The organism is Paenibacillus thermoaerophilus (assembly GCF_005938195.1).
GTDB classification, from domain to species: domain Bacteria; phylum Bacillota; class Bacilli; order Paenibacillales; family Reconciliibacillaceae; genus Paenibacillus_W; species Paenibacillus_W thermoaerophilus.
This window is the reverse complement of the sequence record NZ_VCQZ01000042.1, coordinates 1-13,130: the sequence shown is the minus strand read 5'-3', so window position 1 is coordinate 13,130 and position 13,130 is coordinate 1. Positions and strand designations below refer to the sequence as shown.

15 protein-coding genes are annotated in these 13,130 nt (G+C 46.7%); 4 read left to right on the top strand and 11 right to left on the bottom strand.

Annotation, left to right across the window (positions count from 1 at the left end; translation table 11 throughout):
- Positions 1–151 precede the first annotated feature (151 nt).
- Both FE781_RS17590 and FE781_RS17050 read left to right on the top strand, forming a co-directional pair.
- Positions 152–355 (top strand): hypothetical protein, encoded by a 204-nt coding sequence (locus FE781_RS17590; protein ID WP_170209590.1) that lies wholly within the window; start codon positions 152–154, stop codon positions 353–355.
- Positions 356–362: 7 nt separating this feature from the next.
- Positions 363–947, top strand: coding sequence for an ATPase (locus tag FE781_RS17050; RefSeq protein WP_170209589.1), 585 nt, complete (start codon positions 363–365; stop codon positions 945–947).
- Positions 948–1,287: 340 nt separating this feature from the next.
- Here the strand turns inward: FE781_RS17050 and FE781_RS17045 are convergent, their stop codons facing one another.
- The 10 genes from FE781_RS17045 to FE781_RS17000 all read right to left on the bottom strand — a co-directional run bounded on the left by FE781_RS17045 (position 1,288) and on the right by FE781_RS17000 (position 10,671).
- The gene (locus FE781_RS17045; RefSeq protein ID WP_138790807.1) at positions 1,288–2,607 is read right to left on the bottom strand and encodes a cell wall-binding repeat-containing protein; all 1,320 of its coding nucleotides are present in this window, start codon (positions 2,605–2,607) and stop codon (positions 1,288–1,290) included.
- A gap of 12 nt (positions 2,608–2,619) precedes the next feature.
- On the bottom strand, positions 2,620–3,537 hold the full coding sequence (locus FE781_RS17040) for a F510_1955 family glycosylhydrolase (RefSeq protein ID WP_138790806.1): 918 nt from the start codon (positions 3,535–3,537) through the stop codon (positions 2,620–2,622).
- Positions 3,538–3,656: 119 nt separating this feature from the next.
- On the bottom strand, positions 3,657–4,367 hold the full coding sequence (locus FE781_RS17035) for an urease accessory protein UreH domain-containing protein (RefSeq protein WP_246068233.1): 711 nt from the start codon (positions 4,365–4,367) through the stop codon (positions 3,657–3,659).
- Positions 4,368–4,576: 209 nt separating this feature from the next.
- Positions 4,577–4,756, bottom strand: coding sequence for a DUF2933 domain-containing protein (locus FE781_RS17030; RefSeq protein WP_138790804.1), 180 nt, complete (start codon positions 4,754–4,756; stop codon positions 4,577–4,579).
- 65 nt (positions 4,757–4,821) lie between these two features.
- Positions 4,822–5,373, bottom strand: coding sequence for an NAD(P)/FAD-dependent oxidoreductase (locus tag FE781_RS17025; RefSeq protein ID WP_246068232.1), 552 nt, complete (start codon positions 5,371–5,373; stop codon positions 4,822–4,824).
- Between the two features lie 92 nt (positions 5,374–5,465).
- Positions 5,466–7,901: a heavy metal translocating P-type ATPase gene (locus tag FE781_RS17020; protein ID WP_138790802.1), complete on the bottom strand. Its 2,436-nt coding sequence runs from the start codon at positions 7,899–7,901 to the stop codon at positions 5,466–5,468.
- A gap of 84 nt (positions 7,902–7,985) precedes the next feature.
- Positions 7,986–8,186: a copper ion binding protein gene (locus FE781_RS17015; RefSeq protein ID WP_138790801.1), complete on the bottom strand. Its 201-nt coding sequence runs from the start codon at positions 8,184–8,186 to the stop codon at positions 7,986–7,988.
- A 23-nt stretch (positions 8,187–8,209) separates the two neighbouring features.
- Complete coding sequence (locus FE781_RS17010; protein ID WP_246068231.1) at positions 8,210–8,545, bottom strand: metal-sensitive transcriptional regulator; 336 nt, start codon at positions 8,543–8,545, stop codon at positions 8,210–8,212.
- A 66-nt stretch (positions 8,546–8,611) separates the two neighbouring features.
- Positions 8,612–9,997: a sensor histidine kinase gene (locus FE781_RS17005; RefSeq protein WP_138790800.1), complete on the bottom strand. Its 1,386-nt coding sequence runs from the start codon at positions 9,995–9,997 to the stop codon at positions 8,612–8,614.
- Complete coding sequence (locus FE781_RS17000) at positions 9,994–10,671, bottom strand: response regulator transcription factor (RefSeq protein ID WP_138790799.1); 678 nt, start codon at positions 10,669–10,671, stop codon at positions 9,994–9,996. The genes FE781_RS17005 and FE781_RS17000 overlap by 4 nt, the downstream gene beginning before the upstream one ends.
- A gap of 122 nt (positions 10,672–10,793) precedes the next feature.
- On the opposite strand from FE781_RS17000, the gene FE781_RS16995 reads away from it, so the two are divergent.
- Positions 10,794–12,467: a multicopper oxidase family protein gene (locus FE781_RS16995; RefSeq protein ID WP_246068230.1), complete on the top strand. Its 1,674-nt coding sequence runs from the start codon at positions 10,794–10,796 to the stop codon at positions 12,465–12,467.
- A 159-nt stretch (positions 12,468–12,626) separates the two neighbouring features.
- Positions 12,627–12,974, top strand: coding sequence for a four-helix bundle copper-binding protein (locus FE781_RS16990; protein WP_138790798.1), 348 nt, complete (start codon positions 12,627–12,629; stop codon positions 12,972–12,974).
- A 77-nt stretch (positions 12,975–13,051) separates the two neighbouring features.
- Here the strand turns inward: FE781_RS16990 and FE781_RS18240 are convergent.
- The coding region (locus FE781_RS18240; RefSeq protein ID WP_138790164.1) for an IS3 family transposase at positions 13,052–13,130 on the bottom strand (79 nt) is incomplete at its 5' end.

Below are 13,130 nucleotides of genomic sequence, written 5' to 3'. Positions count from 1 at the left end.
GGATATGACGTTATGGTAAAAGAACGGGAGCAAACCGCATAATCCCCTATCATTTTCCAATTTGAAGCGATGTAACGGTGGGTTGGCCTTTTTGTGCTTTTTAGCGACTATTATTTTCGGGATAGAATCAGTCAGAGAGGATATCATTCCGATGAAAGACCTAGGGCGAAAAGAACTTGAAGAGGCGGGGAAGCGTGCTGCAGCTGCAGCCAGAGAAGAGGCTTTCGCTGCGGGTACGTTCATTTGTTATGGGCGGAATGGTAAATTGTTTCGCGAGTATCCAGACGGCAGAATAACAGAGGTCATTTATGATGCATCAGGAATTCGAAAAGAGATTGATATCGCAGGAAGATAGGCCTACGATGACAGTGTTTGCCGGTGTCAATGGAGCAGGCAAATCAACGCTTACGAAAATATTAGCCCACAACAACAAGGATTTTTTGATTATAGACGCTGACGCGATCGCGAGGCGTTTGAATCCTTCCGATCCTGCTAAAGCGAACGTGGCTGCCGGCCGCCAGACGATTCGGTTGGTTAATGACTGCATTACAAAGGGCAAAAATTTTACAATCGAGACGACGCTTAGCGGCGGGAATGCACTCCGGCAGATGAAAGCGGCCAGAGAACAAGGATTTCACATTAATTTGTATTTTTTGGGTTTGGATTCCGTTTATCTTCACATTGAACGGGTAGCACAGCGCGTGGCCACAGGTGGACATGACATTCCGGAAGACTTGATTCGTCAGCGCTACAAGACTTCGCTTGAAAACCTTCCTAAAGCGATGCAGCTATCTGATAACGTTTATTTGATCGACAACACCGATGTATATACGATCAAGCTGGAAAAAAAGCACGGCCAGATTCGGTTCCAAGCTCCAGAACTTCCAGAATGGGTACGCCGGGCAGGGGCTGATTTGTTTCGTCAGCAGATACAAGATAATTATTAAAAAGGATTGCCGGTCGAAAAGGGGGGACAGCCGCAACCGGAACTATTCGCTACTCAAGGGCCTGATTAAGCAAGTGGATGCATGCCCTAAATTTGGAACGATGTTTAGGCTGGATGCCGAGTTGAATAAAACAGGAAGTGGTTCAATATCAGGTAAAAGAAAAAGGTAACGGTCATTTGTTGCAAATGCAGTTTAAAGGGGACTCCAAACGGCTGCACTTGGCAGGGCGTTTGGAGATGTGAACAAATAGGCTAACGGCATCAAAATAGTTTGAGAGGCCATCCCGAAGGGGTGGCCTTTGAAACACGTTAAAATATAAGTTTCCACTTGCCCATGGAATTTAGTGCTCCATCCCCGGCATATTGTGCGAGTCATGGCCGCCAGTTCCCCCATCTGGATTTGCAGGTCGCGGGGTTTCACTCGCAGTTCCGTGCCCGCCATGACCTTCTCCCGATTCCGATACGATCTCCAGCATCGAGTCGATTTCTCCTTGTGCTGCAAGGGAAATCACATCTTCGCTTCCTGTCAGCCAAGCGTGATTATATGGCCCTTCAGTCGGTGAATCTTTATATTTGGGTCGGACTGACATGACGTAGGACATTACAGAATCCGGCATGCGGTCTTTACTTGTCCAGAGCAGCGGCGCATGTTTGCCCAGATGGGAAAACGGTGCTGCCGCAAGAGCCAAAACCGGTGAATCGAGGCTCACGAAGGAAAAATTGTGTCCCGGGGTGGTAATCCCCCAGCCAAAATCGGTACCCTTGTCTTTATACTTTGCAAAAGCAATGGCATTTTCAAATGGGTCATTGCCAGCAATCCGGACAACTCTTCCATATTGCTTCAGTTGTTCTTCCACTTGGGCAGAGATAACCGACTCAGGGCCAAGGATATAGATGTTTGCTTTGCCTTCCCTTGTCTGTAATGCTCCTGCAGTTTCTTGCGGGATCTCGTCCTTTTTCACATACAACAGCGGCTCGGGCATGTGGGAGATCCAGTTTACCGCCGGCATGGTATATTCCATGCTGTCCATTGAGCCTACGATCACGGATGAAGGTATTTCTTGGGCAACCTTGGCATAATAAGCATCGAACTCTTTCGCAACGGCTGCGGGATTGCTGCCTTCGATCTTATCCGTCTTGAATCCAAGCCTTTTTACCTGCTCCTCCACTTTAGGGTCCAAATTACCCACTAAAATGACCTGGATACCGTTATTCATCTCAACGCCTTTTGGATTCAGCCTCTTCAGCTCGTTAAGCGTACTGTCGGCTATCCGTTCTTGATTCACAAACAGAACCGGGCCATTGCTTGGATGATGGATTAAATCCGCGGCAGCTAGAGCGGTTTGCCACTCTTCCGGGTTTGCCAGAATCACACTGCCCGGGCGGTTGTCGTCACTGGTTGCCATCCATAGCGTTCGTGATACCAAAATCGCCGCTTCCACCGGGTCACTTGTATTGATGCGTGTCGTATTTTTCGAGGCGATCCAAGGCGTATTCGTAACAAGCTGATTTTGAGCTGAACCGGGTGCCTGCCCTGTCTGATGATCCATCCCCTGGCTTCCCATACCGTCTTCAGAGGAATTATTTGAGTTATTCAAGCAACCTGACAAAGCCAATACTGTTGCTATAGAAACGATCCCTGCTTTGATGAACTTTCTCAACTTTTTTGCCCCCTACGGTTCATTGATCAGTTTTCCTTGTTTTGCGATCTGCCGCCATGAGGTGCCTGCATCCGGTGAAATGTAAATATCGTTCTTATCTGTTGCAATGGCCAGTTCCATTGCATTGACCGGGTTTTCTGAAATGTAGGTGATTACATCTCCTGTATCAACCGGTGTCTTTAATTCAGAAACCTGCATCGTCTTCATATTTACCTTAACGAAATCGGAATTAGATCCCACCGTTGCAACGAGTAAATCACCCGCATGTGTAAAAGTAATTGCAGAAACCGGTTTGTCCGGATAGACGGGTTTGAAGGTTTGTCCGAAATCATCCGAAAGATAAGCTCCGGTTTCCGCACCTAAAGCAACAACCGATGCTTGTAAAGGATGTGCGGCTACCGCAGCGATTTGCCCCCGGACTCCGGACATCCGGCTTTTTTTCCAACTTTTACCCTCATTCTCACTGTAAAACATCCCGGCCTGCCGCATCATCGAATTGGGCTCAGGATTAAACACGTAAATAGTATGTGTCAAATAACTTACACTCATGCCATGAAAATCAGTTTCTCCCTCTAAAGCCAGAACTGTGATTGAATTACCATCATCCGTACTTTTGACAAGACCGAGCGGATTTTTATAAGTTGTACCTGGAGTCGGGTGGCCGCTGCTGTAAAATCCGTTGTTTACCATCGAAAACCCCATATAATCATGTTTGTCGCCAGGGGCATCTGTCCATTTGCCATCGGAGTAAATTTTGATCCCGTCATGCACAGGGACAAACAGGCGTTTGCCATCACCGGTGTAACCCAGGCCGTGAATATGTGAGAAGGTCCCTTCCGTATTGTTTTGTCCATCGGTTTTTTGATCCGTGCATGCCGCAGCAAATATCGAAAATGCGATGAGGATGCCATAGGTTAAGATTTTTTTCAAGTTACATTCCTCCTTTAATCATCGGTTATAAACTGACCTGAAGAAAAGGGCTCCTGCCAGAGCCCCTCTTAATATTATCCTGTGAAATAACTCATCAAAATGTACCCCAACGCAGGTCTCTATATGCCCCAATAAGTAATCGTGTCACTAATACCCAACAAGATCAGAAAAACGCCGGACGCTTTGTAAATATAGCGCCCCCATTGTCTTGCTTTTTTAACGATAGTCCTATCTATGCCGAATCCAATGATAATGCCAAAAAATATTAGCAAGGGAAAAGAGGTCCCAACCGCAAACACGGATGGTAAAATGATTCCGTATGGTGACTGCAAAGCAACTGGCATCATCCAACCAAAGAAAAGCAGCACCATCGTGGGACAAAAGCCTAAAGAGAATGCTACACCCATCAAGAATGCACCAGCTTTTCCCCCTACTCGCTCGGATATCTTAGCAAGTCCTGAAGACATTTTGAATCCGAAAGAGAATCTAAACTTTATCCATCCAAGAAAGAACAATCCCATAAGGATGAACAAAGGACCTATCAACTTTCGGGCATAAACGAATATGGGAATCGATTCAACTGAAACACTCTGCCCGAATATCCAAAACAGCCATCCAAACAATGAATAAACGCTGATCTTTCCCAATAAGTAAAGAAGAAATTCGATGCCGGCCAACTTTTCATTTATATATTTATTGCCAAAATAAGTGATGCTGCCTAAGTTGGCGGTTAATTGACAAGGCGCGACTGATCCTGCAAACCCAAAGAACAAAGCCGCCAAAAACGATATTTTCGAACTAATGGCTACATTGGCAAAGGGGCCGCTCATCCACGAACTGATCTCGCTAAAAACACTGTACATGCCGCTTCACCATACCTTTAAGCTCTGGATCTTCCTGGAGCCTGGAGCAGGATGACCGCTGTTGTAATATCCAAAGAGAAGCTTGTTGCCGTCGATGAGCAGCCCAAACCGTGAACGTGCTCCATTTCTGCCTCTTTCAGCTCTTTAATTTCTGTTTTACCGCCGTTTTTTTAATTTTACCCTGTGTTTTTCCTAAGATGTTCCAGTTCTTGAGACAACCTTTGATTTTCTTTCTTTAACTCCAAAATTTCCTTTTCTGTTTGGTGTTCATGCTTCCCATGCGTACCATGCATCCCTTTCATCATGAAGATCATCATCAATGGGCACAACAGTAGCAACAGCCAAGTCCAATCCATATGAAGATCTCCTCTCCTTCGATTTGATATCATGGTATATCGTAAATATGCAGATTTTGTGCAGATCAACTTTGTGTGATTTGTTGCAGCTGCTCAAGTGAAACCCGCTCGACGAATTTCCTGAATTTCTCTTTCCCTTTAGCATTAGCTATATAAAAATCGATGATCTTCCTAATGACCGGAACCAGCCGATCTTCCGTCAATCCGGAGACGAGCTTTTGGGCTATTGCCGTTTTGAGCCCTTTCGGTTCCCCGCCTATATAAATATCAAACATATCCTTCATTTTGACGACCCCGATATCTTTCAGCAAAGGCTCGCTGGTGCCGAGCGCGCAGCCGGCATAGCCAATTTTAAGGGGAGTTGGCGTTTCAATGCCGGCAATCGCTTGATTGAGCTTTCGAGCCGTTTCCAGACCCGCGTCCTCCGCACCCTTGCAAAAATTGCAAGCAATCAGGCTTTTCGTGAGAAATCCGGCCGGGTACACCTCGAGTCCTGCACGCTCCAGCTCCTCCTGGATCAAGTCACGCCGATCGAAAGGCACCTCCACATAGAGTTGTTTAAAAGGCGTCATTTCAATTTTCGCATTGGAACCGACAATCGAACCGATCTTAGCCAACTGCTCCGGTGTAAATAGGCTTCCCCCAACCTGCACCGGGGGGGCCACTGCAATTTTGTTGTGTCCCCCATGATTCTTCTCCCCTCGTTTTATTACTGGTGGATCTTAACGCGCTGCAACCTCAGCGCATTCAGAACGACCGAAACGGAGCTTAACGCCATCGCCGCACCTGCTACCCATGGCGCTAACAATCCGACAGCCGCAATCGGGATGCCCAGCGTGTTATACCCAAGCGCCCAGAACAAATTTTGCTTGATGTTGCTCATCGTCTTGCGGCTCATTAAAATCGCGTCCGGGATGCTGGAAAGATCCCCGCGCATCAGGGTCACATCAGCCGCTTCCATCGCGACGTCCGTACCCGTTCCGATGGCCATTCCGATGTCGGCTGTCGCAAGCGCGGGCGCATCGTTAATCCCGTCACCAACCATCGCAACTTTTCTGCCCTCGGCTTGCAGTTTCTTTACTTCTTCCGCCTTGCCTTCCGGCAGCACTTCCGCACGCACATGGTCGATGCCGACCTGGGCGGCAATTGCTTTCGCTGTACGTTCGTTGTCGCCGGTGATCATGATCACTTGAATCCCCATGTCTTTCAGCCGGCTGACAGCCGCTTTCGACGTATCTTTAATCGTATCCGCCACAGCAACCATTCCCGCATAACGGCGGTCAACCGCGACCAGCATAGCCGTTTTACCCGACTCCTCCAGCCGGGCCATCGTTTCATAAGCCTGTTCAGCGTCAACATGATATTGATTCATCAAGCGGCGTGTCCCGATTAAGATTTCTTTCCCGTTCACTTCAGCCTTAATCCCGTAGCCCGGGATCGCTTCGAAAGACTGAGGCTCGGGCAGTTCGATCTGTTTGTCGCGGATGCCGCTCACAATCGCTTCAGCCAGCGGGTGTTCCGAATTTTTCTCCGCCGCGCCGACAAGCTTGAGAAACTCTGTTTCGTCGTCTTCCGCCAACACATCCGTCAATTCAGGCTTCCCTTTCGTCACGGTGCCCGTTTTATCCAAAATGATCGTATCGATTTGATGCGTTTGTTCCAGATGCTCTCCGCCTTTAAACAAGATGCCGTATTCGGCCGCGCGTCCGGACCCCGCCATGATGGAAGTTGGAGTGGCGAGCCCCAGCGCGCATGGGCAGGCAATGACGAGAACGGCAATGGCGTTTTCCAAAGCTTCCGACACATTCCCCGGAGCTGCGAGAAAATACCAAACGAAGAAAGTAACTACCGCAATTGCAACCACAATCGGAACGAAGATGCCGGAAATGCGGTCCGCTACCCGCTGAATAGGCGCTTTTGAGCCTTGCGCTTCTTCAACAACCTTGATGATTTGGGCGAGCGCGGTTTCTTTCCCGACTTTTGTTGCTTGAATTCGCAGCATACCGTTTTTATTGATCGTTGCCCCGATGACGGTATCCCCGGCTTTCTTTTCCACAGGAATGCTTTCACCGGTTAACATCGATTCATCTACGGACGATACTCCTTCCAGCACCACACCGTCTACCGGAACTTTATCTCCGGGGCGGACCAGTACGATATCTCCCTTCAACACTTCTTCCACCGGAACCGTAATTTCCTGACCATCCCGAACAACCAAAGCCGTCTTTGCCTGCAATCCAATCAGCGATTTGATGGCTTCCGAGGTCCGACCTTTTGCTAACGACTCGAACAATTTACCCATAATGACCAGCGTAATCAAAATCGCGCTTGTTTCATAGTACAGAGCCGGCCCGTGATGAACGTCTCCGCCCGCAAAGTACCAATTTAGCGTCAGATACACACTGTAAAAGTACGCGGCTGACGTTCCAAGCGCGATCAGCACATCCATGTTGGCGCTGCCGTTTCGCAGAGCCTTATAGGCCCCAATATAAAAATGCCGGCCGATGATAAATTGCACCGGGGTAGCCAATACAAGTTGAAACCAGGGATTCATGAACAAGTCCGGCACATAGATCCAGGATGTAAACGCAAAATGCCCGACCATGCTCCATAAGAGCGGGAGCGAAAGGATCGCCGAAACGATCAGTTTCCGCTTCTGACGCTGGATTTCTTTCTGGCGGTGATCGCCTGCATCCGCTTCTTCTTGTTTGACAATCGCTTTATAGCCAAGTTGTTTGACTTTGTTCTGCATTTCGGCGACAGAGACTTCGCCAGGCCTATATTCAACACGTGCCGTTTCCATTGCAAAGTTGACGGTTGCGTTAGTGACACCCGGAAGCTTGTTAAGTCCTTTTTCGATCCGGTTGGCGCATGCTGCGCACGTCATGCCTTCAAGCTGGAATTGGGCAACTTCTTTCACGGTGTCATAACCCAATTGTTGAATGGTTTGTTCCAATTGGGGGATATCAATAATGGACGGATCATAGGTAACGCTGGCTTTTTCCATCGCAAAATTGACATTTGCAGAAGAGACGCCTTCCAGCTTGCTTAACCCTTTCTCGATCCGGTTTGCGCACGCAGCGCATGTCATGCCGGTAATTTGAAGTGTTGTTTGCTTGGTATCTTTCGCCTCGATGGATTCCATATCCACTCACTCCCGATACTATACCCATGTGGGGTATATCTTGTTGTACAAAGAAAGGCCACCAGTGAGCGGCCCCACTAATCATTACGCAACATCGTACCCTTGTTCTTCGATGGCTTCCTTCACCGCGTCAAGGGTGAGTTTGTTTTCATCATATTCGACCGTTACCGAATTGCTCTTTAAATCGACTTTGCCGTTTGCTCCGACTTGTTTCAATGCGTTCTCAATGGAGTTTACACAATGTTGACAAGACATACCTTTCACTTGCAACGTTACTTGTTTCATTCGAAATCCCTCCGTAGGAATTATTATTTCATTAATTTGTTCATAGTAACCAACAATTCGTCAATGACGTCGTATTCCCCCGCCTGAATGCGTTCGATGATGCAGCTCTTCATATGTCCTTCAAGCAAAAGCTTACCTACGCTATTCAGGGCGGACTGGATCGCCGCGATCTGGTTTAGCACATCATCGCAGTACGTGTCTTTTTCGATCATTCCTTTGACGCCGCGGATTTGGCCTTCAATTCGGTTCAGACGGGAGATTAGATTGTTCTTGGTCTTCACTGAATGATGGCTTTTCCGTTCATGGCATGAGGAACAATGAGTTTCACCCGTTTCTTCTAACAATTCGTCCTGATTCATCGGTGTATCACCTCACAACGCAAATGTACCATACCCCCCTTAGGTATGTCAATAATCCTTTATTTCTCATTCCAATGGCAGTCGAATAAGAAAAGTTGTTCCGATCCCTTCCTTGCTGTTCACCGTTATAGTTCCATCATGCAGCTCAATGATTCTCTTGGCAATGGATAAACCAAGACCGGCTCCGCCATAATCACGCGATCTTGATTTTTCGACCCGGTAAAACCGCCGCCAAATATGCGGCAATTCACTATCCGGAATGCCAATCCCGGTATCCTGAATCTGAATGAGCGCTTCTCTTTGTTCTTTGCTCAGTCGAATGCGAACACTGCCTCCTTCGGGCGTGTATTTCCTCGCGTTCTCCAGCAAGTTCATGATCACTTGTGCCAGCCTATTCCGATCCGCCTGAACCCGCACCGGCGTGGATGGAAGATCATCTTGAAGATCAATCCCTTTTTCCATAAACCTCTCCATCTGTTCTTCTCTCATTTGGCGAATAAACGGCACAAGATCCATTTCCTGTTTATCGATTTGTACCTTCACTTGGTCCAGTTTCGACATATCATACAAGTCACCGATTAACCGATGCAACCGATCTGCAGCTTCGCGAATAAACCGCAAATATTTACGCCGATCCTCATCTTTTACCGATGTTTGTTGCAAAACATCGGCATAGCCCCGAATATAGGTGATGGGGGTACGAAGCTCATGTGAAATTTCAGCCAAAAATTCTTCCCGCTCAGTTCGGTAATGTTTCAGTTCACCGGAAAGCTCCATAATGGACTGATTCAGTTCACCAATCTCGTCTCTGGCGGATATCGGAAGTGAGAAGTTGTAATCGTTTCGTGTTAACTTCCGAACAGCATTTCTCATCGCAACAAGCGGTTTGGAAATCCAATTCGAAAATAGGAAAACCAAGACGAAGATGATGATTAACGAGACCACGGAAAATAAGAACATTAAAGTTCGTAATGAGTAAATGGCTTCGCGGATTGGCGTTGTGGAAGCATACATCACGACATACCCGATTAATTTACCATTACCGTCCAAGACGGAAGATTGTGAAATCAAATAGGGTTGACGTCGCCAATCTCTTACCACCCATTCATATTCCGAAACCGTATCAAAATTCTTTACATACTCCATCTGCGTTGGTTGAAGGGGTTGAGAGGAAATCAGAATCTCACCGCGGCTGTCAATGACAGCGACCACATAGCGGGAATACGATTCCATTTCCGCGACGTGCCGCAATGTCTCTTCTGACCAATGTTCTTGAAGGGCCGTTGCATGACTGTGCCCACGGTGGATCATATCGTCTGCGAGCTGCTGAACATAAAACCGGGTAAACACGTTATATACAATGATTTCCAATACGAAGACTAAAATCATGATGAAGGCGAAGATCGATAGACCTAATTTATGATGAATTCTCATGCGTTTCCATGGTTTCATTGTAATTTGTACCCTGCCCCCCAAACCGTTTTGATGAAATCGCTCGCCCCAATACTTTTCAACTTGCCGCGAAGATTGCGAATATGCGAGTCAACGGTTCGTTCATCCCCTTGGAAATCTTCACCCCAGATGAGCTCGATAAGATGCGAACGGCTGAATATTTGCTTGGGGTGTTTTGCCATATTCCATAAAATCTCAAACTCATGCTGCGTGAGTACAACCGAACTTCCCTGAAGTGAGACCGTACGATCGTTCGGATTTAAAGTCATGCCATTATATAACAAAACATCGTATGATTCTTGATTTAGAGTCGGGCTGCGCCTCAATAACGCTTGAATGCGTGCAAGTAACTCGGCGCTTTCAAAAGGTTTTGTCACATAATCATCGGCTCCGTATGAAAATCCTTTCACTTTATCCGAAGTTTCGCTACGGGCTGTCAGCATCAGGATTGGAACGGAGCTGATTTCGCGAATCCTTCTGGTCAACTCTATTCCATCCATAAACGGCATCATCCAATCGACAATCAGTGCGCTGTAGTTGGAGGATTTCTTTAATTTATCCAATGCTTCCATTCCGTCTTTGGCCTCATCTACTTGATATCCAGCACCGAGAAGATGCACCTTTAGCAGTTCGCGCATCGGTTCCTCATCATCCACAATCAGGATGGTATGCATGAATTCCACCTCCGTTGATGACCGCTTATTTCATTTTGTTCATAATTTGCACAGTTTCTGCACATTTACCTTTTATCATACAGATACAGACGTTATTAAACAAATGATGGAGGGTTGCAGCGATGAAGCGATGGAATCGAAAAATGTTAACAATAGGAGCAATAGCAGCTTCCCTTTTGATCGTTGCCGGCTGCACGGACAATACGGACAACATGGAAGGTATGGATCACAGCAATATGCAAATGGGCCAGAGCGACACAAGTAAAAGCGATCCTAATCAAATGAATCACATGGATCATAGCAATATGCCCGGGATGAATAAGGTTCAGAATATGGATGAGCCAGCAGGATCTCCTCAAGTTCTTACCGGTACAAAATTCACCTTGACTGCAAAAGAAAGCCATCTGATGGTCAACGAAACCAATATGCGTACCGCTATGACCTTTAATGGTACCGTTCCCGGTCCGCAAATCAGAGTAAAACTCGGAGATGAAGTTGAGATAACCCTGAAGAACGAATTAGATGAACCGACAACGATTCATTGGCACGGATTGCCGGTACCTAACAACATGGACGGGATTCCGGGTGTCACGATGAATGCCGTTCAACCTGGCAAAAGCTTTACTTATAAATTTAAAGCGACTGTTCCCGGCACCTATTGGTATCATTCCCATCAAGAAGGCGTGGTGCAGGTCGATAAAGGTCTTTACGGCTCTTTCATTGTGGAGGATCCGAAAGAGAAGAAGGCGGACCGTGACTACACAATTGTTTTGGATGAGTGGATGGAAGACGGAGAGATGGATCACAGTTCAGTGAACATGAGTACGATGGACATGGGATCTATGGATCATAGCAATATGGGTTCCATGAATCACAGCAAAATGAATATGGGTTCAACAGGTACAGGCAGAATGATGAGCGATGCGGAAATGATGCCAATGATGTACACCATCTTTACCGCAAACGGGAAATCCGGTTCTTCCATCGAGCCGTTGACGGTTAAAGAAGGCGAAACGGTACGCATCCGATTGATCAACGCAGGATTTTTGTCTCACCCGCTCTATCTGCAAGGACATGAGTTTAAAATCATTTCTTCAGACGGACAACCTATTAACAATCCTCCGTTGGTCAGCGGCCAATTGTTAAACATCGCTCCGGGCGAACGTTACGATATTGAATTTGTCGCAGATAATCCAGGGGTATGGCTGTTGGGAGAGCAAAGCAAAAATCCAGGGGCTTCCACCCTTACGATACCGATCGTTTATGAAGGAGCGAAAGGTAACTATACCCCAGACAATGAGCAACGGCCTGTTATCAATATGACCCGGTACGGCGAAGCTGCCAAAGCTCAATTTTCTCTAAATGATAAATTCGACCTTGAATATACAATGGATTTAAATACGGCCACTGCCGATGGTCACTTCATCTACACCATTAACGGCAAAACGTTCCCTGATACAGATCCGATCAAGGTGAAAGAGGGGGACCTGATTAAAGTGAAATTGATCAATAACTCCCCTGAAGACTTGCATCCGATGCATTTGCACGGACATTTCTTCCAAGTGTTAAGCAAAAATGGTCAACCGATCTCAGGTTCTCCATTGATTAAGGATACTCTGAATATACTGCCCGGCGAGGAGTACGAAATTGCTTTTAAGGCGGACAACACCGGAAACTGGATGTTCCATTGCCATGACTTGGGCCACGCTTCCTCAGGCATGGTGACACAAGTCAACTATGAAGGGTTCAAACCGGATTTCACAGTGGACCCGAACGCGGGAAATAAGCCAGAGTAATTTGTAAAAAACAAAAGGATCACAGTTAATTATCTGTGGTCCTTTTTGTTTAGATTGCGCCGCAGTTCTTAATCTTGGTGTTAAAAAATTCCATGTGTACAAAATCGAAACTCAGCAAAAATTATTTTAGGATTCAACTTAAGAAAGGGGGGAATAACTATGCCGACGGTTGTAGACTCGTCTGTAACTCAATTTCAAACCTGCATTGATGCTTGCAACAAATGTATGCAGGCTTGTGAAGAATGTCTAACTTCTTGTTTAAAGGAAGCTGATGTTCAAGCAAGAGTTCATTGCATCAATATGCTGCGTGATTGTGCGGATATTTGTGCGTTGGCTTCCCAATGGATGTCTCGCGGAAGCATGTATGCCAAACAACTATGCCAGGTATGTGCAACCATCTGTGATGCTTGTGCAACGGAGTGTGCGAAATTCCAAGACGCGCATTGCAAAGATTGTGCAGATGCTTGCCGAAAATGTGCTGACGAATGCCGCAGAATGTCTGCATAATCGTATCAAATGTTAAAAGGCTGACTCTAATTGAACTGACCCCCGTCAAGTAGACAGTACAAAAAAATAAAAATCGGTTAAGCGGCCTTGGTCCTGAATTCCATGGGACTGAGGCCATTTAGTTTTGCCTGTAATCGCTCGTTATTGTAAAAACGG

Bases quoted from the DNA above. Each gene is read 5' to 3' on its own strand.
- FE781_RS17000 (WP_138790799.1), bottom strand. From the start codon at position 10,671: ATGCATACCATCCTGATTGTGGATGATGAGGAACCGATGCGCGAACTG.
- FE781_RS17020 (WP_138790802.1), bottom strand. From the start codon at position 7,901: ATGGAATCCATCGAGGCGAAAGATACCAAGCAAACAACACTTCAAATT.
- FE781_RS17590 (WP_170209590.1), top strand. From the start codon at position 152: ATGAAAGACCTAGGGCGAAAAGAACTTGAAGAGGCGGGGAAGCGTGCT.
- FE781_RS17005 (WP_138790800.1), bottom strand. From the start codon at position 9,997: ATGAAACCATGGAAACGCATGAGAATTCATCATAAATTAGGTCTATCG.
- FE781_RS16990 (WP_138790798.1), top strand. From the start codon at position 12,627: ATGCCGACGGTTGTAGACTCGTCTGTAACTCAATTTCAAACCTGCATT.
- FE781_RS16995 (WP_246068230.1), top strand. From the start codon at position 10,794: ATGAAGCGATGGAATCGAAAAATGTTAACAATAGGAGCAATAGCAGCT.
- FE781_RS17035 (WP_246068233.1), bottom strand. From the start codon at position 4,367: ATGAGCGGCCCCTTTGCCAATGTAGCCATTAGTTCGAAAATATCGTTT.
- FE781_RS17010 (WP_246068231.1), bottom strand. From the start codon at position 8,545: ATGAATCAGGACGAATTGTTAGAAGAAACGGGTGAAACTCATTGTTCC.
- FE781_RS17030 (WP_138790804.1), bottom strand. From the start codon at position 4,756: ATGGATTGGACTTGGCTGTTGCTACTGTTGTGCCCATTGATGATGATC.
- FE781_RS17015 (WP_138790801.1), bottom strand. From the start codon at position 8,186: ATGAAACAAGTAACGTTGCAAGTGAAAGGTATGTCTTGTCAACATTGT.
- FE781_RS17050 (WP_170209589.1), top strand. From the start codon at position 363: ATGACAGTGTTTGCCGGTGTCAATGGAGCAGGCAAATCAACGCTTACG.